21 protein-coding genes and 2 pseudogenes are annotated in these 24583 nt (G+C 50.8%); 17 read left to right on the forward strand and 6 right to left on the reverse strand.

Annotation, left to right across the window (positions count from 1 at the left end):
* Positions 1-263: 263 nt before the first annotated feature.
* Positions 264-686 carry a hypothetical protein gene (locus tag EYB31_RS38495; protein WP_131018912.1) on the reverse strand — a complete coding sequence of 141 codons (423 nt, stop codon included), beginning with the start codon at positions 684-686 and terminating at the stop codon, positions 264-266.
* Between the two features lie 50 nt (positions 687-736).
* A complete protein-coding gene (locus tag EYB31_RS38500) occupies positions 737-2062 on the reverse strand; it encodes an ABC transporter substrate-binding protein (RefSeq protein WP_131018913.1) in 1326 nt (441 codons plus the stop codon).
* Positions 2063-2207: 145 nt separating this feature from the next.
* On the opposite strand from EYB31_RS38500, the gene EYB31_RS38505 reads away from it, so the two are divergent.
* The 12 genes and pseudogenes from EYB31_RS38505 (at position 2208) to EYB31_RS38555 (ending at position 14691) form a co-directional block, all read left to right on the forward strand.
* Positions 2208-4049 (forward strand): sensor histidine kinase, encoded by a 1842-nt coding sequence (locus EYB31_RS38505; RefSeq protein ID WP_240763212.1) that lies wholly within the window; start codon positions 2208-2210, stop codon positions 4047-4049.
* The gene (locus EYB31_RS38510) at positions 4027-4800 is read left to right on the forward strand and encodes a response regulator transcription factor (protein WP_131018914.1); all 774 of its coding nucleotides are present in this window, start codon (positions 4027-4029) and stop codon (positions 4798-4800) included. Before EYB31_RS38505 ends, EYB31_RS38510 begins: the two co-directional genes overlap by 23 nt.
* Positions 4801-5094: 294 nt before the next feature.
* Positions 5095-5295 (forward strand): annotated as a pseudogene (locus EYB31_RS41145) (YiaA/YiaB family inner membrane protein); the annotation flags it as partial.
* Between the two features lie 42 nt (positions 5296-5337).
* A pseudogene (locus EYB31_RS41150) lies at positions 5338-5538 on the forward strand (YiaA/YiaB family inner membrane protein); the annotation flags it as partial.
* Between the two features lie 191 nt (positions 5539-5729).
* The gene (locus tag EYB31_RS38520) at positions 5730-6428 is read left to right on the forward strand and encodes a MarR family winged helix-turn-helix transcriptional regulator (protein ID WP_131018915.1); all 699 of its coding nucleotides are present in this window, start codon (positions 5730-5732) and stop codon (positions 6426-6428) included.
* Positions 6429-6665: 237 nt separating this feature from the next.
* A complete protein-coding gene (locus EYB31_RS38525) occupies positions 6666-7643 on the forward strand; it encodes a LacI family DNA-binding transcriptional regulator (RefSeq protein ID WP_131018916.1) in 978 nt (325 codons plus the stop codon).
* A 313-nt stretch (positions 7644-7956) separates the two neighbouring features.
* A complete protein-coding gene (locus EYB31_RS38530; RefSeq protein ID WP_131018917.1) occupies positions 7957-9684 on the forward strand; it encodes an amidohydrolase family protein in 1728 nt (575 codons plus the stop codon).
* Positions 9685-9891: 207 nt separating this feature from the next.
* Complete coding sequence (locus EYB31_RS38535) at positions 9892-10602, forward strand: YczE/YyaS/YitT family protein (protein WP_131018918.1); 711 nt, start codon at positions 9892-9894, stop codon at positions 10600-10602.
* A 241-nt stretch (positions 10603-10843) separates the two neighbouring features.
* Complete coding sequence (locus EYB31_RS38540; protein ID WP_131018919.1) at positions 10844-11170, forward strand: metal-sensitive transcriptional regulator; 327 nt, start codon at positions 10844-10846, stop codon at positions 11168-11170.
* Positions 11171-11190: 20 nt separating this feature from the next.
* Positions 11191-11391 carry a copper chaperone CopZ gene (gene copZ, locus EYB31_RS38545; protein WP_131018920.1) on the forward strand — a complete coding sequence of 67 codons (201 nt, stop codon included), beginning with the start codon at positions 11191-11193 and terminating at the stop codon, positions 11389-11391.
* An 84-nt stretch (positions 11392-11475) separates the two neighbouring features.
* Positions 11476-13728 (forward strand): heavy metal translocating P-type ATPase, encoded by a 2253-nt coding sequence (locus EYB31_RS38550; RefSeq protein WP_131018921.1) that lies wholly within the window; start codon positions 11476-11478, stop codon positions 13726-13728.
* Between the two features lie 39 nt (positions 13729-13767).
* Positions 13768-14691, forward strand: coding sequence for a hypothetical protein (locus EYB31_RS38555; protein ID WP_240763213.1), 924 nt, complete (start codon positions 13768-13770; stop codon positions 14689-14691).
* 89 nt (positions 14692-14780) lie between these two features.
* On the opposite strand, the gene EYB31_RS38560 is transcribed toward EYB31_RS38555, so the two are convergent.
* Entirely contained in the window at positions 14781-16067 is a 1287-nt protein-coding gene (locus tag EYB31_RS38560; protein ID WP_131018922.1) for a glycoside hydrolase family 18 protein, read from the reverse strand.
* A 180-nt stretch (positions 16068-16247) separates the two neighbouring features.
* Between EYB31_RS38560 and EYB31_RS38565 the strand changes: the two genes are divergently transcribed.
* A complete protein-coding gene (locus EYB31_RS38565; protein WP_131018923.1) occupies positions 16248-16673 on the forward strand; it encodes a hypothetical protein in 426 nt (141 codons plus the stop codon).
* A gap of 63 nt (positions 16674-16736) precedes the next feature.
* On the forward strand, positions 16737-17534 hold the full coding sequence (locus EYB31_RS38570; protein ID WP_131018924.1) for an alpha/beta fold hydrolase: 798 nt from the start codon (positions 16737-16739) through the stop codon (positions 17532-17534).
* 177 nt (positions 17535-17711) lie between these two features.
* On the opposite strand, the gene EYB31_RS38575 is transcribed toward EYB31_RS38570, so the two are convergent.
* Complete coding sequence (locus tag EYB31_RS38575) at positions 17712-18188, reverse strand: DnaJ family domain-containing protein (RefSeq protein WP_165452834.1); 477 nt, start codon at positions 18186-18188, stop codon at positions 17712-17714.
* Positions 18189-18385: 197 nt separating this feature from the next.
* On the opposite strand from EYB31_RS38575, the gene EYB31_RS38580 reads away from it, so the two are divergent.
* Positions 18386-20356, forward strand: coding sequence for a methyl-accepting chemotaxis protein (locus tag EYB31_RS38580; RefSeq protein ID WP_240763216.1), 1971 nt, complete (start codon positions 18386-18388; stop codon positions 20354-20356).
* 69 nt (positions 20357-20425) lie between these two features.
* Here the strand turns inward: EYB31_RS38580 and EYB31_RS41375 are convergent, their stop codons facing one another.
* Complete coding sequence (locus EYB31_RS41375) at positions 20426-20560, reverse strand: hypothetical protein (protein ID WP_276322139.1); 135 nt, start codon at positions 20558-20560, stop codon at positions 20426-20428.
* A gap of 108 nt (positions 20561-20668) precedes the next feature.
* A complete protein-coding gene (locus EYB31_RS38585; protein WP_131018927.1) occupies positions 20669-20998 on the reverse strand; it encodes a winged helix-turn-helix transcriptional regulator in 330 nt (109 codons plus the stop codon).
* Positions 20999-21156: 158 nt separating this feature from the next.
* Between EYB31_RS38585 and EYB31_RS38590 the strand changes: the two genes are divergently transcribed.
* On the forward strand, positions 21157-21828 hold the full coding sequence (locus EYB31_RS38590; RefSeq protein ID WP_131018937.1) for a GNAT family N-acetyltransferase: 672 nt from the start codon (positions 21157-21159) through the stop codon (positions 21826-21828).
* A 260-nt stretch (positions 21829-22088) separates the two neighbouring features.
* Positions 22089-24512, forward strand: coding sequence for an EAL domain-containing protein (locus EYB31_RS38595; RefSeq protein ID WP_240763214.1), 2424 nt, complete (start codon positions 22089-22091; stop codon positions 24510-24512).
* Positions 24513-24583 lie beyond the last annotated feature (71 nt).

A 24583-nucleotide genomic window follows, 5' to 3' on the forward strand; every position in this document is an offset into this window, starting at 1 on the left:
TCGGAAGAACCGTCATCAGCTTAAAGTGAGAACTTAAAACTCTTCATTCCGTAAGCTTGATTTTTAGCTTGCCGGGTATGTCTTTGTCTTTTTTCTACCTGGTACTTTGTTACGACCATGCTACCAAGTAAAACCACGTTAATGTAACTGTCGTGCATCGCGTTATTTTCCCATCAAGAGCTTTCCTGCGGAAAGCTCACTTCGTAAGCATTGGCTAAGAGCTTCCGCAGGAAAGCTCACTTCGTAAGCATTGGCTAATGGCTTTACGGAAAGATCAGCTCGATTGAGAATACATTGTCCATCCAAGCGACCTGTTCCGCCGCGGCCATTAATTCCTTAAACTGTAATTCTTCTTCGGATTCGATGAACAGCGAAACGACGACCTTTCCGGGAAAGCCGGCTTCCGCCGGCTCGTAGAAAGGACGCATTTTAACGCTGCCGATAGTAATTCCATTGCTGCTAAAAATTGAAGAAATCGTCTCCATTCCATCCGGTTGCTCGATCATTTTTAATTTCACAATAAGGCGGAGGTCGCGTTGAAAGCCCCAGAAGGAGAGTTGGGCACTGGCGTGCGAACCGCCGTTTCCGATCCCTCTCCATTCGAGGCCGGCCGCTCCGCTCAGCACGACCAGAATCAGCCGCGCCAGGGCGCGCAAATAGATCGCATCGGTTGGAACGAGATGCATAATGCCATCACCGCTTCCGTGTTCCGTCGTTATTTGCCGGTTGCCCTTGTTCAGGGCTGGTTAAAAGGCAGCAGCTGCCGGTCCGCTTCTTCCTGCGCTTGGCGCAGCGCCTCTTGGGGCGAAAGTTTGCCGGTCAGCACGGCCTGCACGCCGTCGTTCAGCGCTTTGGTTACTTTGTCGTTATTATGCGTCGACAATTCCGCTTCCGCATACTGCAGCTGATCACGCGCCACGAGAGCGGCGGGAAACTGTCTGACATAGGTCTTCAGCCGCTCCGTTTCGTATGACGATTTACGGACGGCAACATAGCCGGTATCGATACTCCATTGGGCGATGCGGTCGGTGTCCGTCATCCACTTGACGAATTTCCAGGCGGCTTCTTGATTTTTCTCTCCGGTCCCTTTGAAAATAAATAAGTTCCCGCCGCCGGTGGGCGTTCCGAACTGTTTGCCGCCCGGGAGAAAACTGACGCCAAACGGGAAAGAGGCGTTGTTTTTGACGTTCGTCAAATTGCCTGTCGTATGGTACATCATCGCCGTCTTGCCTTGAAGGAAATCGCCCAGAACATTTTCCCATTCCAGAATGCCCGGCGGCATGGCTTTGTATTTCCCCGCCAGTTCGCGCCAAAATTGCAGCGCTTCCACATTGTCCGACGTGTTGAAAAACACTTTTTTGCCATCGGGAGAAATCAGATTTTTCCCGTTTTGAATCGCAAACACCTGGAACATCCAGGTGGAGATGTTGGGGGCGGAGGAAGGCACCTCGATGCCCCATCTGCCGGAGCGGGTCAGTTTCTGCGCAAAAGCCGCCAGCTCGGACCAATTCGCGGGCGGATGCTCCGGGTCGAGGCCCGCTTGTTTAAACGCTTGCTTGTTGTAATACAGTACGGCCGTGCTCCGCTGAAACGGCAGGCTGTACATATGGCCGCCGGTTTGCGAATTGGCCAAGAAGGCCGGATAGAAGTCGGCCAGAAACGCCGTTGCGCCTTCCTTGCCGATAAATGCATCCAGCGGCATAATCGCATCCATATCCAGCAGGCTGTACATATCGGTCGTCTGCAGCACAGCGACGTCCGGAGGGTTTTTGCCCTGAACGGCTGCCTGCACTTTGACCTTCGTATCGTCGTAGCTGCCGGTGTATACGGGTTTTACTCGAATGTCGGGGTATTCCTTCATAAATTGCTCGGCCATGCCCTCGATCGTCGGTGTGAGCGGTCCGCCGACATGCACCGGGTAATAAAAGCTCAACTCCACCCGTTCGCTGCCTAAGGGCTGCGGCTCTCGGAGGGGACTTTCGTTATAGGCTCCGCAGGCTGCCGTTGTCAGCAGCCCGGCTGTTGCGATACATGCAATTGCATTACGTCGATTCCGTTTCATTCCCATCGTCACCCCATGGTGGTGCGTACGTATATTTTATGGCAATCGGTTCCTATTATAAACGACCCGGCGTTAAGATATAGTTCGAAATATTAAGGTATGATAAACTAATGAGACGATTTTAGGTGCGAGGCAGGTGATAACGATGGCCCCGTCTATGCAAAATGGGATGGCGCTGAGCCGGATGGGCTTGCGTTCCAAGATTGTGATCATTTTTTTGCTGCTGATCGCTGTGCCTCTTGCGGTGCTCGGCACATTTGCTTATATTGACTTTTCCCATATGGTGGAACGGAAAACGGTGAATTATACGGAGCAAATCGTCAGCCAAATTAATCGTTCGCTGGATCAAACGTTTCGCGAGGAAATGCAGAAGATTTCGCTGCTGCCGCTGTACAACCGCGAGGTGCTGGACATTTTGGAGAAATACAGCGGTCCCGATAAGGGGAATACCCTACCTACGCTGGCGGAAAAAAACATCATGTTCCACGATATAGCCGGCTCCACCTATTATCGGCCGGAAGTGCGGGGCATCCAGATTATTGCCAACAACGGATATATTTTTACAAACATGGATCCGTTTCTCGTCAAACCGTTTATCGAGCCGCAACGCGAGCCTTGGTACGAGCAGGTGGTGAAGGCGGACGGAAGCTGGGTTATGGTGCCGCAGCACAAACCCGACTATTTGTTGAAGGAAGCTGCGCCGGCTAAGTATATTTCGGCCGCCCGGCTGATTCGCGAGCCGGGGTCGACGCAGGTGGTCGGGATGATTAAAATCGACTTCAAACTCGACATCTTCGAGCAGATCTCGGCCAAATTCCAGTATGGCGAAATCGGCAGCCTGTTGGTGCTGAATGAGAACAACGAACTGTTCTACGAACAAAACAACGAAACCGGAGGAGAATCGGTCCGGCAGGCGCTGCTGAAGGCGGAGTTGCCGAGCGGCAGCGGCACGCTGCAGTTGGATCTGGGCGGGAAACCGCATCTGGTCATCGTCGATTATTCCGCTTACTCCGGGCTTAAGGTCATCAGCGTCATACCGCAGCAGTCGCTCCATCTGGAAACGGCGGGCTTGCGCGGGTTCATTGTGCTGATTTTTATCGTTTGCCTTGCCGCGGCGGGAGGCTTGGCGGTGTTTTACTCCTATAGACTGAGCAGTCCTTTAATGACGTTAAAGGATAAGATGCAGCTCGTCGAGCAGGGTCATTTCAAGCAAAAGGTGTCGGTGCAGTCACACGACGAGATCGGTCAGCTTGGCAGCGGCTTTAACCGAATGACCGACGAGATCGACCGGCTTGTGAGCCAGGTGTACGCGCTTAGCCTGAAGGAGAAAGAAGCGCAGCTTTCCGCGCTGCTGACGCAGATGAATCCGCATTTTATATATAACACGCTGGAATCGATCAATATGATGGCTATCGACAAACAAACGTACGACATTTCCGATATGGTATCCGCGTTAGGCCAACTGTTAAGGCATTCTGTAGGGAATTACGACCGGCTTGTGCTGCTGCGCGAAGAGCTGGAATCGATCATATCGTATATGAAAATCCAGCAGCTTCGTTATGGGGAACGCATCCATCTGGTCATCGAAGCGGAGGAACCGATCCAAAATTGGTTTGTGCCGAAATTCGTGCTGCAGCCGCTGGTCGAAAACGCGATTTATCATGGCATCGGCGATCTGCAACAAGGCGGGACGATTTGGATATCTGCGGTCTCCTTTGGGCACGATTTGCTGCTTACCGTGCGCGATGACGGCAAAGGTTTGACAGAGGAAGAAATTGCCCGGCTTCAGCGGCACATTTCATCGTCCGCGCAGGATGAGGGCAAGATGGGATTTGCCCTGCGCAACATGAATGAACGGCTGATGCTTATGTTCGGGAAAAGCTACGGCATCGACATCGACGGAAGTCCGGGGGAAGGGGTTTCGTTTACGATTACGATGCCGGTGATCGAAAGGAAGGAATCGTATGTACCGGGTACTGCTTATTGAGGATGAGCCGCTCATTCGCCAAGGCATCCGCAAGCTGATCGAACAGCTGCCGCAAGATTTCGCCGTCGTAAAAGAGGCCGATCACGGCCTGGAGGCGTTGGAGTATATGAACGGAGCCCCCGGCGCGGTGGATATCGTCGTCACCGATATCCGGATGCGGGAGATGGATGGGCTCAGCTTCATTCATAAGCTGCGTGAGCACGATGAAGTGCTGCCGATCATGATTATTAGCGGTTACGGGGATTTTCAATATGCGCAGCAGGCGCTCCGGTATGGCGTGTCCGACTATTTGCTGAAGCCGATCAATCGGCTGTCCTTCATCTCTTCGCTGGAAAAAATTCGCGACAAGCTGGATAAAGCAGGCGGAAGAGGTGTGGCTGTTAAGGAGGCCGACAAAACGGAGCACGCGGAGGCGCCGCTTGATAAGGACCACCGGATTATTCGCAAGGTGAAAGATTATATCATGGCCAATGTAGCCGGGGATTTAAGTCTGCAGGCAATCAGCGCGCATGTGGAACTGCACCCGGTGTATCTCAGCCATTTGTTTAAGCAGGAGGCGGGGTACAATTTGTCCGAATACATTACGGAGACACGTATCGACCGGGCCAAACAACTGCTGACCGCCACGGAGCTGAAAATTTACGATGTCGCCCGGCTGGCCGGCTATCAGAGCCCGAAGCATTTTGCGCTCGTATTTAAGCAGCTTACCGGCGTCACGCCTATGGCTTATCGCGGCGCGCATAGAGCGTAACACGCTGCAATATCAACCATAAGTAAATTCCGTTCCGGGATGCCGGGGCGGAATTTACTTATGGTTTAACTGCCGTCATACGATGGCGGGAACCACGTGTTGGAAGTTAATCAGCGGCTGCCGGCACGCAATGAAGTGGTTCAAAGCATCCTTTTAGGTGCCACGGAAGATGGTACTACGTCAATATAGTACTTCCTTATATTGTAAAAATGAATACAATTGAAATTAGCACAAGGTACTAAAATGCGGTACCAAAAAAATCAATCATCCATTATGGAAAGGGTGTTTCACATGATGAAAACTAAACGCAATACTCCCGCTTTTACATTTCTTGCTTGGGGTTCGTTTGCCGCCGCCTTCCTTGGTATGTTCATCGGGATCTATACGCTGGAAGAGACGCTTGCGGTCAAAGGTTATTATGCCGTATCGGCGCTATATTTAACGATGGCATCGTTTGTGCTGCAGAAGGTGGTGCGGGATAATCACGACGATTCGTTTACGAATCAGAAGCGCAATACCGCGGCGTTTACTTTTATGGCGTGGGCTTCTTTTGCCTTATCGCTGCTGGCGATGTTTATCGGAATTATTAATTTGGATCAGCCGCTGTCGGTTAAGGGGTATTACGCAATGACCGGATTGTTCCTGACCATGGCTTGCTTCGTGCTGCAGAAGGTGGTGCGCGATAATAAAGAAGACGCCGGATCGGAAGAGACGGTATACGATCAGGATCATCTATGAATAATGAATATACGGGCAGAGCGAACAGCGGTTCCTCTGCCCTTTTTTGTTTTGTAGCAAGGTCCATTTATTTCCTCAAACGACGAATGGTAAGGTACTTGACAAAATCGATGTACGGCTGTCATAATAAACTATGTCAGGTACTTGACTAATTAATTCAAATCAAATTCAAATAACGGAGGAACAATCATATGAGTGAAGAAAAAAGAAAACTAGTTCAGCAGTTCATCCACTTGCAGCAGCTGCTGCATCGCTACCAAATGCATCATTTTATGAGTTTTGGGCCCTTTCATAATCCTCATCGCGGCCAAGGGCGGGTTCTGTCCATGCTGAAGATGAAACCGGAAATGAGCCAGAAGGAACTTTCCTATTTGCTCGATATGAGCAAGCAGTCTTTGGCCGAACTTCTCGGCAAGCTGGAGAAAAACGGCTTTATTGAGCGCGAGCCCTCGGAAGAAGACCGCCGCGTTTCCAACATCAAGCTGACGGAGAAAGGCGCTGAGGCGGCCGGAGAGATGAATGATGAGCAGCCGTCCGGATTGGAGCAAGTATTTGATTGTCTGAACGAAGATGAACTGAAACACTTAAGTGAATATTTGCAGCGCATGATTCAGAGTCTGGAAGGTCAATTCACGGATGAAGGAGAAGGGGATTTGCGCACGCGGATGATGGAGCGGTTCGCGGACATGCAGGGACGCCGCGGCTTTGGCGGTCGCGATCCCCGTTCATTTGGATGGGGCGGTTTTCCCGGCTTCCGGGACGGCGGATTTCAAGATGCCCGTCATGGTGGTCACGGCCGCGGTCGTGAACATGATCGCGGACCGGATCGCAGACCGGATCATGACGAGCGTCCGGACCAAAGAGATGACGGCGAAGAAAAAAATCAGTAAGATATTTTCCGGGCTTTCCGGATCGAAAGTCTGCCTATGACACCGGACTATACAAATGAGAACCGCTGCTGTTTGTAAGCAGCGGTTTTTTTGCGGCAAAAACATGTCTTATCAAGAGCCATTTTGCAGCGAGATAAACTTCTTGACGCTTTCCTTTTTGTTATGCTATATTTTTCTCATCACAGGATAAACGATTAACTGAAACGTTTAACTTACTAATGGTAAGGAGGGGTGAACATGGTTACTTTAAAGGATATAGCTAAACATGCCAATGTAAGCGTTTGTACCGTATCCAGATATTTAAGCGCCGGTATGGTCGTCAAAAAAGAAACAGAGAAAAGAATTCAACTGGCCATTAAAGAGCTGGGTTATGTGCCAAATGTGGTTGCAAAGGCGCTGAAACGCAAGGAAACCTTTAATGTAGCCGTAATCTTGCCGAAGATTAATAACCTTTATTATTCCGAGATCACTTCAGGCATTAGCCAAACTTTAGGGAAACATAATTACAATCTTTATATTTATGAAGTGGATAATTTAAGTTTAACCGAACATGAAATTCTTCAGCTGATGCGCGAAAATATGATAGCCGGCATTATATTTGTCGGATTGTTTTCCGATCGTTCTTTTCAAGAAAGCATTCACAGTGTGTTGGAGTGGAACATCCCGGTTGTATATGCAAATCGGTGCATTCCGTACGCGGGTTTTCCATTAGTGTACCCGGATTTAACTAAAGCAAGTAAATTAGGTGTACAATATTTGTTGTCACAAGGTAAGGACAGAATTGCTTTTGTCCATAAGCATTTGCCTGACCACCTGCTGGAGCATTTCTTGGATGGTTTCCGTCAAGCGAGCAACGGCGAACATCAGCCTATGGTGATCGAAATTGAAGAGGGGATGGACCTGTCTAAAGACTGTATTCCTGGTCTTGTTCAGAACCATATTAATGGCGTATTTGTCCTTAATGAATTAAGCGCAGTGTATTTAACCAAGGCATTGGTTCAAGCGAATATTCGAGTGTTTGAGGATATGGCCGTTTTGAGTCTGGGGAATTCCTTGATGTCGGAAATCTCGACACCGGAGCTGACTTGTGTAGATTTACAGAACCGGGAATTAGGCATAAGAAGCGCAGAAATTATTTTAAGCCAAATTCGAAAAGAAGAGCTTGAACCGGTGACCGTATTGGAACCGTCTATTGTTCGGCGTCAATCTGCCTGAGCGATCAGGACAAGCTGGCTTACATCAGGCGGCGGTCATCTATCGTTTTGCGGAGTGCAGTAGAAGCATAGGTTAAACGTTTATCCTGAAGCAGGTTGTCTCACTTGGACTCGAATCCCTCTATCGGGCGCCTTGTCCGGCAAATTGAAACGAATATTGGTTAAACGTTTATCTGGAAGGTCGCTCTACCGTATTATTGCAGCACTTTAGGTTAAACGTTTATCTTTTGAATTTTGGTTAAACGTTTATCCGAATTGGTTTCTTATAACTAAAGAACTAATGCTCATCTTCATAATAAAAGGAGAAATTACACATGAACCAAGCAGAAAGAGATCATCTTGAAAAAGTCCATGCGATTTTCGACATTTTGAACGGCAGTAAAGAAGCGGATTTGCTCATGAAAAACTTAAATATTTTGGATGTGCATGGGGAGACTGTATATCAAGGTTCCATACTGATCTACGATAAACGGATCGTAGCGCTGAATCCGGACGAATCGATCGTTAAAGTGAAGGAAGTTTTTGACGGGCACGGGCTTTATGCAATTCCGGGACTTATTGATGCGCACTTGCACTTCGAATCGCAATTGGCAAATCCGACAGCGCTGGCTGAGGCGATGGTGCCTTGCGGCACAACGACCATTTATGCCGAATGTTTGGATCTTCTCAGCGCGGCAGGAGAAAATGGCGTACAAGCGGCCAAAGACTTATTCAAGGACTACGATAAACTGCCTTACCGGTTGTATGCGTTTGCACCGGGCAAAAAGACCGCCGCTTCGGTAACCAAAGCCGTTTTGGACATGGAGCCTGTCATCGGGCTGGGTGAATTTGAACATTTCACATACAGCTCGGGGAATGAGGATGATTTCCACAAAGCGGCCTGGGTAAGGGCCAGAGGCGGTTTTATCAACGGACATTGGGGAGTGACCGCCCTCTCCGATATGGTATTAAATTATTTGCCGGCGATTGGCGTATCCAATAATCACGATGTGTGGAATGTCGACGATATCGAAAAAAGTATTCGTTATGGGTTTGCAACCCAAATTAAGTTTGGGGTAGGAAGCAGTGAGGTGATCAAAACATTGCTTCGCGCCATCGTAGACCGCAAATTCCCGACGGACAACTTTATGCTTTGTACGGATAACATATCGATTGAACGATTGCAGAAGATGGGGCATATGGATTGGATCATTTCCTTGTGTGCGGAGATGGGGATCAGTCCGATCAAAGCGATTAAAATGGCTTCTTATAACACGGCGAAATCTTTCCATATGGAAGATCAGATCGGTTCTTTGACGCCGGGACGCTTCGCGGACATCGTGCTGACAGACAGCTTATCGAAGATCAATCCGCTTTATGTGTTTAAAGACGGCGAGTTGATTGCCAAAGACAAGAAGCTGTTAAAGAATGCCGAAATCGATTACTCCACTATGTGCACGGAGGGGATAAGAGGGTTAGATGATTTAACGCCGGAGCAGCTTGATATTGTACCGCTGGAAGTTTCGGCAGACGGCAAACAAGCTAAAGTCTATTTATTTGACGTCTACGGCCGCGGCCACGCCAAGTTTTATCAGGAAATCTGGGTGCCGATACAAGACGGCAAAGTCGTGCCGGAATATGAAGGCGAGAAGTTCAGCCGTCTGTCCGTCATTCAGCGTTATGCGGATGGAACACGGCATGTCATCAACGGTTTATTTAAAGGCGTATATGTGGAACGCGGTGCTGTTGCCACGTTCTGGCCTGCTCCAACGCCCTATTTTGTCGTGGTCGGACAGGAAAGTGAGGAAATGTGCTATTGCGTCAAGGAAGTCGACCAATATTCAGGAGCATGCATCGTAACGGAAAACCAAATAAAACAAAGCATCATGCCGCTTGAAATTTACGGCGTGATGGCCAATATGACTGTAGATGAATTAACGTCCAGCGCAGCTGCGATTGATGCGGCCCTGGAGAAAATGGGCAACCGCAATGAAGGCGAACCCGTTGTCAACAAGCTGCTGAGCCTGTTTATTTCACTGCATCGCTTCCGCTTCATGGAATAATTTTCGACACTTGAGATGTTTTGAGTTTGAAAGTGCTCCGAATCTTTGATACAAAGAAAGGAGCACTCTTCCTTCCGATTCAATGAAAGCGCCTCCTTGAGGGGGATGATTTGGAAGCGCTTTATCCATTGGAACGGATACCGCTGCGTTATATAATGAACGTTTGAAAGCACAAATAACAAATATTCCGGAGAAAGAGGAAGATATATGGAAAAAGCAAACAATATCGCCGAAATGCAAAGCAGCAGCAGTTTAACCAAACGGTGGATCATGTATTTGATCGGTATTTATATATTAACCATTGGTGTGAGCTTGGCCATAAGAGCGGGGATCGGGATTTCGCCTCAAAGCAGCTTGACGCGAGTCATGACGGTCGTTTATCCTCAGCTGACGCAAGGAACCTACAATTTCATACTGGAACTGATTATGCTGTTTTTGACCTATGTGGTTATGCCTAAAGACTTTAAATTAAAAAACTTTATGTCGCTGATTCCGTCCTTCGCTTTAGCCGTATGTTTGGACCTCAACTTGCAAATGACCAGCTTCATTCAGCTGGAAATGTATTACCAGAAACTGCTGCTGCTTGCTTTCGGAGACGCCGCCTTGGCTTTTGGCTTGTTCTTGATGATTCGTGCCAACCTGATTCTTATGCCTATTGATATGTTTGTTCATACTGTAGTGAAGAAAGTTCAAAGAAAATGGGGCAATGTCAAAACGATATTTGATTGCTCATTGCTTGTTATATCGGCATGCATCGGGTTGATTTTCTTGAACAAAATCATGTTTATCCGCGAAGGCACAGTGCTCAACGCGATATTTGTCGGGCAGTATCTAATCTTGTATTCATTTCTGTTTAAGAAGTTTTCGGCCAGAAGCGCCGCACCGGAAGCGCAATCCCCCAATATATTAAAAGATTAGGGGTTCGAAACTGGAGTATATATTTGCCGGCATCATGATGGCTGTCGCGGACGTATCCGCACATATCCAGGAAGTATCGGCCGCGGTGGAGCAGATGTCCGTGTTGATGAACACGCACTTGGGGAAGTGAAAGCATAAGAAGCTTGTTCCTGCAGCAATCGGGAATGAAGCTTCTTTTCTTTTTTACACTTGACATACCCATGGGGGGTATTGTATATTTAATTCAAGAGGTGATGCTGATATGGAACAAACCATCGAGCTGCAGCAGGAACCCTGTTGCACGAGCGATATAAGAAAAAGCCACCATTCGGACAAATTAAAGGCGAATTTGTCCTCGCGCTTGAACCGGATCGAAGGGCAGATCCGGGGGATTAAAGGATTGATCGAGAAGGATACTTATTGCGACGATGTGCTTAATCAGATCGCAGCCGCGCAGTCGGCGCTTAACTCAGTTGGCAGGCTTTTGCTCGAAGGCCACATGAAGAGTTGTGTGGTTGAACGAATTCAAGACGGCGATCGGGAAGTAATTGATGAGCTGCTGATAACTATGAATAAACTGATGAAATAATATCGATGGAGGGATTGTATATGCAAAATGTAACTTTAAAGGTAGAGGGTATGTCCTGCGGACATTGCGTCAATTCGGTGGAAGGCGCGGTTAAACAGCTGGGAGCTGCGGCCAAAGTAAACTTGGCGGCGAAATCGGTGGATGTGCAGTTTGACGAATCCAAGCTTACGCTTGCCGCTATTAAAGACGCAATAGAAGATCAAGGATACGACGTCGTCTAATGACAGTCGGAGCCATCTGCCGGTGGCTCCCCTTTTTTTGAATATTATCATACCCTAGTGGGGTATAATTAGAAGGTGATGACTATGAGCGAATCTGCAGCCGCAAGACAAGAAGAGACGACACTGCAAATAACCGGTATGACCTGCGCCGCGTGCGCAAACCGGATTGAAAAGGGTTTAAACAAGCTGGAGGGCGTTTCGGCGGCAACGGTCAATTTTACGATGGAGACGGCGCATGTGGCATTTGCGCCAACCAGCGTATCGGTGCCCGATCTGATGAAGAAAGTCGAGCAGCTTGGCTACAAAGCGATGATCAAAGAGGAAAGCAAGGACAACGGGGACAAGCGGCGCCGAGAAATTGGCCGGCAAAAGCGGAAGCTTGCCGCTTCGGCGGTGCTTTCGCTGCCGCTCTTATGGGCCATGGTAGGGCATTTCTCGTTTACTTCCTGGATCTGGGTGCCGGCGTTGTTTATGAATCCATGGTTCCAGTTAGTATTGTCGATTCCGGTGCAGTTTATCATCGGCAGACAATTCTACGTCGGAGCTTATAAAGCGCTGCGCAGCGGCAGCGCCAATATGGATGTGCTGGTTGCGCTGGGCACGTCGGCGGCTTATTTTTACAGCTTATATTTGACCTTTCAGACGATCGGCAACGGCCATCACCAAGTGGATATGTATTATGAAACTAGTTCGGTCCTGATTACGCTCATTTTGCTTGGCAAGTTGTTTGAAGCTTTGGCCAAAGGCCGTTCCTCGGAGGCGATCAAAACGCTGATGGGACTGCAAGCGAAGACGGCTCGGGTCATTCGCGACGGCCGGGAAATCGACGTTCCGATCGAACAGGTGGTTGCCGGCGATCTGTTTGTCGTGAAGCCAGGGGAAAAGGTGCCGGTTGATGGGGAAGTGCTGGAAGGCGCTTCTGCGGTGGACGAATCGATGCTGACCGGAGAAAGCCTCCCGGTGGAAAAGCGGGCTGGCGATACGGTCGTCGGAGCGACCATTAACAAAAACGGCGTATTGCAGGTTCGCGCCACCAAGGTCGGAAAAGAAACGGCGCTTGCGCAAATTATTAAAGTGGTCGAGGAAGCGCAAAGCTCCAAAGCGCCGATCCAACGTATCGCCGATGTCATTTCCGGAATTTTTGTTCCTATTGTGGTTGGTATTGCTGTTGTAACTTTTTTTGTATGGTTTTTCGGAGTCGATGCAGGCAATTTCTCCGGCGCTTTGGAAAAGGCGATTGCGGTGCTTGTCATTGCTTGTCCGTGCGCTTTAGGCTTGGCGACGCCCACTTCGATTATGGCCGGCTCAGGACGGGCCGCCGAGCTGGGCATCCTGTTTAAAGGAGGCGAGCATTTGGAAGCGGCCCACCGGATTACAGCCGTCGTGCTGGATAAAACGGGCACCGTGACCAAAGGCAAACCGGAGCTGACAGATGTCCTCGCCGCTGAGGGTGTAGACAAGGCGCAGCTGCTTGCTTGGGCGGGCGCTGCCGAACGCGGATCCGAGCATCCGCTTGCTGAAGCGATTGTCAAAGGCATCGAAGCGGAAGGCATTCCATTGCCGGCGGCCCAATCGTTCGAAGCGATTCCCGGTTACGGCATCCGGGCCGCTGTCGACGGAAAACAGCTGTTGATCGGCACACGCAAACTGATGATTCGCGAACACGTCGACGTTCAGGCTGCGCTTGCTGACATGAACCGGCTCGAAGAAGCAGGTAAAACCGCCATGCTGATCGCCGTAGACGGCGTATATGCCGGGCTGGTCGGCGTGGCGGATACGATCAAAACGACTTCCAGACAGGCCGTTCAGCGCTTGAAGGACATGGGATTGCATGTTGTGATGATGACCGGCGATAACGAACGGACCGCTAAGGCGATTGCCGGGCAAGCCGGGATCGACCACGTGCTCGCCGAGGTGCTTCCGGAAGGCAAGGCCGCCGAAGTCAAGAAATTGCAGGCAGCCGGTCATAAAGTCGCGATGGTCGGCGACGGTATCAACGACGCTCCCGCGCTCGCCGCGGCGGATATCGGGATGGCGATCGGTACGGGGACCGACGTGGCGATGGAGGCAGCTGACGTGACTTTGATGCGCGGCGACTTGAACAGTATCCCCGATGCCGTAGCGATGAGCAAGGCGACCATGCGCAACATTAAACAGAACTTGTTCTGGGCGCTGGCTTATAACGTGATTGGCATTCCGATTGCAGCAAGCGGTTTTCTCGCTCCTTGGCTTGCCGGTGCGGCGATGGCGCTCAGTTCGGTCTCGGTCGTATTAAACGCGCTGCGGCTGCAGAAGGCCAAAGTCGATGCTGCTATTCGTGAAACCGCAGCCGAATAATCGTATTTTTGAGAAGCAGGATAAGAGGGGGAATGATCCATGAAAAGAGGGCTGCCAATCGCGTTATTGATGTTTGCGGTACTTATAGCAGTCACCGGTTGCTCCAAACCGGTAAACCAAGATACAACCGGTCATGACTCGGGAGGCCACGGGAGTCATGGAGAAAGCGCCGCTTCCGGCGGACCGGCCAAAGGAGGCGGCACGCAGCCAAGCGGAAACGGGGATCACGCGGATAACCATAGTGGTCATTCCGGGCAAGATACCGCAGCTGCCGATACGACAAAGGCGATTTGGAAACTTTCAGCCGACAAACCTCAACCGAAATCGGATGTGACGGTCACGGTCACCATTCAAGACGCGCAAGGCAGGGCAGTGGACAAGTTCGACATCAATCACGAGAAAAAAATGCACCTTATTATCGTGAGCAAGGATTTGTCCTATTTCGACCATATTCATCCGGAATATAAGGGGGAAGGCCGCTTTGAGGTAACGACACAGTTCCCGGCAGCAGGCGATTACAAGCTGATTGCGGATTATATGCCGACCGGCGGCGCTGCGGCTACTCAAACCAATTGGGTGACGGTTTCCGGAAATGCAGCCGCACCGGCTGCCGTCGTCGCCGATCAAACGCTGGTCAAAACGGTTGCCGGCAAGGAAGTTACGCTAGCGTTTGATCATTTGATGGCGGGCATGGACACCAATATGACGTTTCATATTACCGATCAAGCAACGAAAAAGCCGGTCACCGATTTACAACCCTATCTCGGCGCCGTGGGTCATGTCGTTATTTTAAGCGCGGATACCGAGCAGTACTTGCACGTCCATCCGACGGATGAAAAAGCCAAGGGACCGGATGCCAAGTTTATGACGAAATTCCCGAAGAGTGGCGTGTACAAAATCTGGGGCCAATTTCAGCAAAACGGACAAACGTTTATTGTTCCTTTTGTTGTGAACGTTCCTTAATGCAACGAAGAAAGCCGCAGGGCGCATGATCGCAAAAGATCTGTGCTTTGCGGCTTTGTTGCGGTTTGCTGCGATTGGTTCGCGCCCATTTATTTCTTAACGACGTTAAAGTTATCATCGATAAGCAGCCAGTTTTGCGGGAAACTGAGTCCAAGCTTCCAATAACTGACGCCGCGCAGCTTTAATTCCTTCACCAAATTAAATTTGGCTTGAATGGAGCGGGCATCCTCGAACCAAACCACATGTTCTTTGCCATTATCGTCCCAATAATTGAAATGGGGCGCCTGTGCGCTGTAATCGTATAAAATTTCCGCATTATTGCGGCGTGCGATGTCAATTGCCTCTTGAGGACTGACTGCTTTGGCAAATGGTCCTCCTTGCACGAAGGGCAATGTCCAATCGTAGCCGTACAAATTTTGGCCCATCATAATTTTCGATGCAGGCATTTCCGTCAGCGCGTATTCCAGAACGTTGCGTACCGGACCGATCGGCGAAACAGGCATAGGCGGACCGCCGCTGTAGCCCCATTCATAGGTCATGATAATGACAAAATCGGCGACTTCCCCATGAACCTTGTAATCGTGCGCCGTATACCATTCGCCGGTTTGCGCGGCGCTTGTTTTGGGGGCCAGCGCGGTCGACATCAAATAACCTTCCTGATGGATCCGGGCCGCGGCTTTTCGCAGAAACCGGTTATACGCCTCCCGGTCGCTTGGATGCAGATGCTCGATGTCGAAATGGATGTCGCGGAAGTTAAGCTCCCTGGCCGTCTGCAAAATATTGTCCAGCAGCGTGTTTTGTAATTGTTCGTTATTAAGTATTTCGCTGCCCAAATCGGCGCTGAATTGGCCGTTTTCAATATTGGTCACAACGAGCATTAAGGTAACGCCGTTTTGTCCCGCCAATGCGCGTAAATCGCCAAGAGGCGGATATTTCAACGAGCCGTCGCGCAAAATCTGAAAGCTGAACGGAGCCAAATACGTGAGATGAGGCAGTGCCTCATCAAGCGATTGCGTCAAGCTGGGTGACAAAGTGTCTGTTCGCGGTTCGATATAAGCATTGATTTCCGCGGCGCGGCGCGGACTGGGCGGGATGTACAACCGTGTCCCGACTGCGAGCTGCTGGCCCGGACTGATGGCGTTGACCTGCGCGAGTCTTGCGGTGGAAACTCCGAATTTACGCGCAATAAGCGTCAGCGAATCGCCGGGCTGCACCCAATAATACGAGCCGACAATCGGAATGACCAGCGTCTGTCCGATCACAAGATGTTGATCGGCCCGTATCCCGTTGGCCTCCGCAATCGTCGCAACGGGCACTCCAAAAGCTTGCGAATACTGATAAAGCGTCTGACCGGGCCCTACCACCTGAATTTGCATAATAATCTCCTTCAATCTGACCTGAACTGAAGCGAAACGTTTATTGCCAATATATTCAGTTCATGAGAAATGGGTGAATGACGGGGTTCCACTTTCCGGACATTTCGGCTGAATGTCCCTATCGGATATGGTAAAATAAGCAATATGCAATCAGGCTGGGAAAAACGGGGTGCGGGTGTTATGTCCAATATTATATTGCCTTCCAAAGCGCTGGATATGGGAGCGGAACTGCGGGAGCTCGCTGCGGAATGGAACTTTACGGTTACAGAGACGGCGGAAGGTTACTTGCTTCAGCCGGAATATATGTTGTGTTTACATGGGATCTACGTGGATGAGGAAAATCAGGGTTGGCGTTTCTCCCGCGAGATGGAGGCCACGACATGGGAAGATTTCCTGCTTATGCATGTGACGCACCGGTTGGCTGCAAAACATGCTTTGCTGCTGGAATATGATCTTCCAAACGGTATTCGGCTCACCGAACCAACCCCGGAACATTTTGAATCGTTTGATTCTTATGCGGAGCAAGTTGTATCCAAAGAAGAGGGCTGGCTGAAAGAAATGAAAAAAAATTGGATTTACACGCATCGGACAAGAAATGTCCGCTAAAGCTAAGGTGATATGATGGGGAGATCATCAGTGCTCTGAGTATGAGAAGGAGGCAGAAAAAACATGGACAAGCGATCAATTAAGCTGGGCAGCGGTCTGCAACTGGCGTACCGCGAACAAGGCGAGGGCACGCCGGTCGTGCTGCTTCACGGTTTTTGCGGCAGCGGCGCATATTGGGACAAGGTGGTGCCGGCGCTTGCGGCCCGGGCCCGGGTCATTGTACCCGATCAGCGGGGCCACGGGGCTTCCTCCGCGCCGGAAGGTTCGTATTCGATGGAGACGCTTGCCGGAGACGTGATTGCGCTGTTGGATGCGCTTGATTTAAGCAGCGCTGTCGTATTGGGCCATTCCTATGGCGGGTATTCAACATTGGCCTTGGCGGAAGCAGCTCCTGAACGTCTGAAAGGATTTGGCCTCATTCATTCAACGGCTTATCCGGATGACGAGAAAGGCAAGGAAGGCCGGCAGAAAAGCATGACCACGATCGCAGAGCAGGGGCTTCAGCCTTTCCTCAACGGGCTTATACCGAGACTGTTTGCACCCGAGCATATGGAGTCGATGCCTCAGGAAGTAGACAAGGCGATGGACATTGGCCGCGGCACGGATCCGCAAGCGGCGATAGCCACGCTGCAAGGCATGCGCGACAGGCCGGATCGCCGGCATGTGCTGGAAGCGGCCGAGATTCCGGTACTGCTGCTGGCCGGCGGCAAAGACCAAGTTGTGCCTGTGGAGAAGGCGTTTGCGGTCAGCGGGCCGCATATTAGACAAGAGCTGATGGAGTCGTCCGGTCATATGGGCATGATGGAGACGCCGCATGCGATGATCGAGAAAATATCTTCTTTTTTAAGGACGATCAAGTAATAAGCCTGTTAAACTTCCGTCTATAAACATTGGAAAAAGCGCGGGATTCGTCGATGTCACTGAAATAGTACTGTGTGAGCGAAATCATGCTGGAGAAGAGCCAGCGTTCGCTTTTTCAGTGGCCTCGATGCGTCCCTGCGCTTGTTTGTCGTACATAAGTGCCCGCATGAGCTTACTCTATACCCACTGTTTATACCGCTCCTGGATCGTTGCCCGGCTTACCTTGGCGCGATGCAAGGCCAAGCTGGGGGCTTGATGGTTCAATTCCTCGATTTTTTCATTGATTAGCACAATCAGCTCGTCAATAAGCGGTTGTTGCGGATTCTTCTCCAGCAGTTGAATAACTTCTTCTATCTCTTTCTTAGTTGCTTGGCGCAGCATCACCCAAGGAGGGGCGGCGCCGGATTTCTTCAGAATCGAATCCAGCACATCTCCGGTTGGGATGACAAGCGGTTTGCCTAATCCGGGTAAATGTTTAAGCCCGCCGCGCTGCACAAAGTCGTCGTAGGCTTCGTCGGCCATGGTGCGTATCTGGCGATGGTATACTTCCAACAACTCCGTATCGACAAGCGTGTCGGCAGGCAGCGGGATGTGCGCGCGTTCGGCATCGGAAGCAGCCGTGCGCTTCGGCTCGCGTTGTTTTTCTCGTTCCATCGAATCCGTCCTTCGTTTTTCATTCATATTATTTTATCATATAAACGGTTGATTTCTAGCGATGCCCTGACGTGAGTTTTCTGCAATATAAAAAAAGTTCAATATTCGACAAAACGCAAAGGGATTTGTCGAAATATGGCGAATAATATATTGCTGTAATGCCACTTAACATCAAGGGGAGATAGGGATTGAACAGAATGAAGGGGATTACGTTATTGCCATTGGGGCTGAGAGGCAAGCTAAGATTGTCCTTTGCCGTTATCTTGCTGCTGCCGTGTTTATGCATCGGTTGGCTTTCCTACCAAACGGCCAAACAGGCGGTCGGCGATCAAATGAAGGAAGAAGCGGCAGATAATATGACGCTGCTGAACCAAACGATTGACCAATTGATCAGCGCTGAAAGCAGAGGAGCGGACATGCTTTCCAGGCAAATATCCAGCAAAGCTGTAGAAGGAAAGCTATCTTCGACGAAAGAGCTAATTGATGCCTATACATCGAGTCATCCGGAGCTGGAGCTGATTACGTTAGGCAATGAGAACGGAGCGTGGATGAAATCGCCGGATCCCGGGCCCCAGAATTACGATCCGCGGGAGCGTGATTGGCACAAAGATGCAATCAACCGCAGTCCGAATGTGATCGTATCCGATCCTTATGTATCGGCAACGACCAAAAACATCGTGGTTACTATAGCGAAAGCGCTTCCCGACGGGAAAGGCGTGGTCGGTTTGAACTTAAGTTTGAAGAAGTTGGGCGAGATTGCGCAGCAAGTAAAGATCGGCAACGAAGGTTATGTATACATACTGGACAGGAAGCAGAAATTTCTGATCCATCCGAAACACGAGGCCGGGGAGGATGCCGTAGGAGAGCAATATGACGCTTATTACAAACAGGGGAGCGGCACGGTTAGTTATTCCATGGACGGCGAGCTGAAGTACGCGGCGTTTAATACCAACGAAGCGACGGGGTGGAAGCTGGTAGGAACTATGATGATGGATGAAACCGAAAAAAAGGCCGAGGGCATCTTTAATCAGACGGCACTTGTCGTTATTGTGGCCTTGATTGCAGGCGCAGCGCTTGTATACGTCATCATCCGCTCGATCATGATTCCTATCCACGCGTTGATGGAGACGTCCGATAAGATCAGCCGCGGCGATTTAACGCAGCGGATTCATGTGAGGCGCCAGGATGAGCTAGGGAAGCTGGGCACAGCGTTTAATACGATGGTGGATTCCTTGCAGAAAGTAATACGTGAGATCGGGCAAACCTCAGGCCAGCTTGCCGCCTCCTCGCAGCAGCTAAGCGCCAGCGCGGAACAAACATCCCGGGCGACGGAGCACATCGCTTCTTCGATCCAAGATATATCGGCCGGTACGGACGAGCAAATGCACAATATGGTCAAAAGCTCGGAAGCGGTAGGCCGCATGTCGGACAGTGTCGAACACATCGCTGAAAGCGCCCAATTGGCTGCGGAAACGGCGCAGACGGCTTCCGGCAAGTCGAAGCAAGGCGGACAAGCGGTCCAGACTGCGGTGCGGCAAGTCGATTCCATCTCCGTCACGGTCGGACAGCTAGCCGGGGTCATCCGGGCCATGGAGGCCAGTTCAAGCGAAATCGGCAAAATCGTTCAGTTCATTACCGATATCTCGATGCAAACGAACTTGCTGGCGCTGAATGCGGGAATTGAGGCGGCCAGAGCAGGCGAGCACGGGAGAGGTTTTGCCGTTGTAGCCGGAGAAATCCGCAAACTGGCCGAACAAACCAAACATTCAACGCAATTAATAGGCGGCATTATTCAAACGATTCAGGAGGAAACCGGCAAAGCGGCCCGTTCGGCAGAAGATGCGATTCGGGAAGTTGATGCGGGAGCGCATGTGATTCAGGATGCGGGCGAGCTGTTTGCCGATATTCTTCATATGAACGAGCAGCTGGCCGGGCAAATTCAGGTTGTGTCGACGGCTGCCCGCGCGATCTCGGAAGGAACCCGGCAGATGGCTGCATCCGCAGGCCACTTATCGGTTATTGCGGACGCAAATGCCTCTAATGCGCAAAATGTTTCCGCCGCTGCGCAAGAGCAGCTTGCGTCGATGGAGGAAATATCGGCCTCGTCGCAAGCTTTGTCCAAGATGGCCGAGGAGCTCGCGGAAATCGTGGACCGGTTTGTGATTTAATCCGCTTTGGAACATAATAAAACGGAGCCCTTTTGTTTGAACAAAAGTCGCTCCGTTTTTTGTTGCTCGTTACTTGTCGTTTGATTCGCAGGCTTCGGCTTGGCGGGAAGCTGTGGTATCCGCAAGTTTATCCCCGAATTGATCAAGTCTTCCGGGACTGCTTGCCGGTCCTCTGTTTTTGGGCTTGCTGTTGCGTCCGGTCACGCGCATTCACCTCCTGCATGATAAGTGCAGTACATAGAATGCCTGATCGCGGCGCATTTTATGCCGTGACAACGGTGATGCCGGATACTGCCATCATGCTGCCGATGCTTAGCAGAAGCGCTCCGCCCACTTGGCGACTTCGTCCAAAATACCGTTCATTTGCTTGCCTTTTTCCGTGAGCTCGTATTCAATCCGTACGGGTACTTCGGGATAGACGTGCCGGATGACAATGCCGGCCTCTTCCAGCTCCTTAAATCGCTCCGACAACATCCGATCGCTGATGCCCGGAATGAACTCCGCAATATCTTTGTATCGTTGCGGTCCTTCCATCAGAGCGTGTATAATAAGACCGCTCCACTTTTTGCTTATTATTTGTAAAGCTGCTTCCAGCTTTGGACATAACGCATGCTTCGTGCAGGATTCTTTCGACCTTGGCATTGTCATCAACTCCTTTATCTTTCTATTTTAGCATAGCAACCATAAAATGATAAGTTACCGATGGTACAAATTTATGCCAATCTGTGGAAGCTGCAGCCATATTGACTGCAATAATGAATCAAAAGATAAATGAATCGGTCGAAACGGAGGAAAACGGGATGAAATATATACGAATAACCGACATTCGGGATGTCTATTTTAAGCAAATGCACGACTTGATGAAAATGGTGTTTCCGCCGGAGGAAGTATTGGCGTTTGAGTTATGGGCGGAGCCGCTTGCCGATCCGGGCATCCGCGTATTTGTCGCGGTAGAAGACGGCAAGGTGGTCGGTGCGACGGAATACCGGTATTATCCTGAGATGGAGGTGGCGATGACCGACTTTACGATCATCGGGCGGGAAGGTTTGGGCGTGGGGCCTTTTCTCGTGCGGGAGCGGGAGCGCGATCTGCTGGCTGTCGTATCGGAGAACGGCACGCGGCTGAAAGGAATGTTCGCGGAAATATATAATCCCTATCTGGTAAAAGATTTCGCATTCGGCGGGATCAAGCCGATGGATCCGTTTGTCCGCCGTGAGGTGCTGGCTCACATCGGCTACCGCCGGCTGGAGCTGGACTACGTGCATCCGTCCTGGCAGTTGGACGGGGAAGCGGTCGGCGAGCTCGATTTATGTTTTCTGCCGTATGAGCAGGGAATCGAAGAAGTTTCTGGAGAGCTAGTCGAGCGGTTTTTAACGACCTATTACGCCGTTCATGAACATAAACCGCAGCAGTGGCACGACATGGTGCACGAGGCGGGGAAACGGGCTGCCATCCGGCTGCTGCCGATCTGACACACATATGATCAAAGTCCGCTAGCTAGGGCTGAGGCCACTGAAAAAGTGAAAGCTGCATGTGCGAATCATTCTTATGCTCGCTGAAGCATCTCCGGAATGATGTTGCTCACGCCGCCGCTTTTTTCAGGGGACTCGCTGCAGCTACGCGGGCTTTTTTAATGCAACAAGCCTTTGCGAGCATCTTCTCGTAGACGATTGGCAGGAACAATTTGTATAATGGAGTTGATATCCGTAATTTCGACAAAAACGGCAAAGGAATGACAAACTTTATGCTGCAGCATGTAAACGAATCGTACCAGGTGTCGCTGGTCTTGCTCTCGTATTTGATCTCTGTGTTTGCCTCGTTTACGTCGCTGGATCTGGTCGGAAGGGTAACCTCCGCCTCCGGGAAAATTCGAAAGTTATGGTTGTGGGGAGGCTCAGTTGCGATGGGCCTGGGCATCTGGTCGATGCATTTTATCGCCATGCTTGCTTTACGCACGCCGCTCCACACGCATTATCACATTGGCACGGTCCTGATCTCGATGATTTTTGCCATTGCCGCTTCATTCGTAGCCATGTATGTGGTGAGCCGCAAAAAGGTGCTGCCGCGGCAGCTGTTTGCCGGTGCTTTATTTATGGGAAGCGGGATTGCCGGCATGCATTATGCCGGAATATATGCCATGGAGATGTCGGCTGTCATCGTCTATAACCCCGCTATCGTCATGCTGTCCCTAGGAATTGCCTATGTATCGTCGTTCAGCGCATTATGGCTGGCATTTTCATTCCGCAGAGAACGGTCGGAAAAGAGGCTTTTCCGCAAAATTTGCAGCGGGATGGCGATGGGCGCAGGTATATCGGGCATGCATTTTACCGGAATGTCTGCCATGAAATTTGTACCCGATCCGGATGATATCGTATACACGGCGGATCTGATCAGCGCAGATTTGCTGGCATATTCGGTCGGCATAGCAACTTTCGCGGTGCTTGCGTTTACCATGCTGGGGGCGTTTATGGACCGCCAATTCGCTCAGCATGCCGCGCAGCTTGCGGCAAGCCAGCAGCAGTATAAATCGTTGTTTGAAAATAACTCCGACGCTGTGTTTCAAATGGACCGGAATGGCCGTTTCGTCAGCGTCAATCCGGCCATTGTGCAAATAACCGGCTACTCTGCGGAATGTCTTATCGACAAGCATGTGAGCGAGTTGCTGCATCTGAAAGAGCGCAATGAAGTGATGGCGCGGTTCGGACGGACCTTGTCCGGAGAAGCGCAGAAATTTGGCGTCAGCTTGAAGCATCGCGAAGGCCGCACGGTCGAGCTGAATGTGACCAGCATGCCGATTTTATCGGAAGATCAAGTTATCGGCATCTACGGAATCGCCCATGATGTCACCGAGCAGATACAAGCGGAACGAAAAATCACTTACCTGGCCTACCATGATGAGATGACCGGACTGCCCAATCGCAGGCGGTTTATCGATATGTTAAGCACAGAGCTGGGCCGATCAGGCGAAACGCCGCTTGCTGTGCTGATTATGGATGTGGACCGATTCAAAGTGGTGAACGATTCCATCGGGCAAAAACAGGGCGATATCCTCATCAGGAAGCTTGCGGAACGAGTTTTGCAAGCGCTTCCCAAAGGCGCGGAGCTCGCAAGGTATGGCAGCGATGAATTCACGGTCATTTTGCGCGGAGTGAACGGTGCAGAAGAAACGGAGCGCTGGGCCCAAAAACTGCTGGACGCAGTACGGACCCCGTTTATGATCGACAGCAGGGAAATTTATTTGACGGTAACGATTGGCATTTCCCTATATCCGTTGAACGGGGGCGACTACGAGACGCTGCTCAGCCAAGCCGATACGGCGCTGCTGCACGCAAAAAAATACGGAACCAATCAAATTCAGCAGTATGCCAGCGAGATGGATTTTCGCTGGGAGCAGCGGTTGGAATTGGAGAACGGCATCCGCAAAGCGCTGGAGCGCGACGAATTCGAGCTGTGTTACCAGCCGCAATACGACATTACGGGCACGCTTGTCGGTGCGGAGGCTCTTGTGCGCTGGCATCATCCGGAGATGGGGATGATTTCCCCGGCGTTGTTCATCCCGGCGGCGGAGGAAAGCGGCTTGATCAAACCGCTTGGAGAATGGGTGCTGCGCGAGGCTTGCCGGCAGAACAAGCTGTGGCAGATGAGCGGACTCGCTTCCATCCGGATATCGGTGAATTTGTCGATCAAGCAATTTGAACAGCCGGATCTGGCGGACAAGGTTGCGGCCATCCTGCGGGAAACAGGTTTGGCTCCGCAATATCTGGAGCTGGAAATTACCGAAACCATGGCGATGGATGTCGATCGCGCAACCCGTACGCTGCATGATCTGAAATCGCTCGGTCTGTATGTAAGCATGGATGACTTCGGAACCGGATACAGCTCGCTTAGCGTGCTTAAGCAGTTCCCGATCGATAAGCTGAAGATCGACCAATCGTTCGTTCGCGACCTTCATAAGGATGAGGGCAGCGCCTCCATCGTGGCGACGATCGTGGCCATGGCACACCATCTTAACTTGAAGGTAATTGCCGAGGGTGTCGAAACGAAGGAGCAATACGATTTTTTAAGGGAGCATCAATGCGACCAGATACAAGGTTTTTACTTTAGCCCGCCATTGTCGCCGGCCGAGTTTGCCCGAATCGGCAAAGCGGTCGTATAAAAAGGTTAGAGCCCGGAGCGTGATTGGAGCGCTTCGGGCTTTCGCTTTCCCTGCGGCGCTTTGCGATGGTC

This window comes from Paenibacillus thalictri, from assembly GCF_004307995.1.
In the GTDB taxonomy this organism is placed as follows: domain Bacteria; phylum Bacillota; class Bacilli; order Paenibacillales; family NBRC-103111; genus Paenibacillus_AF; species Paenibacillus_AF thalictri.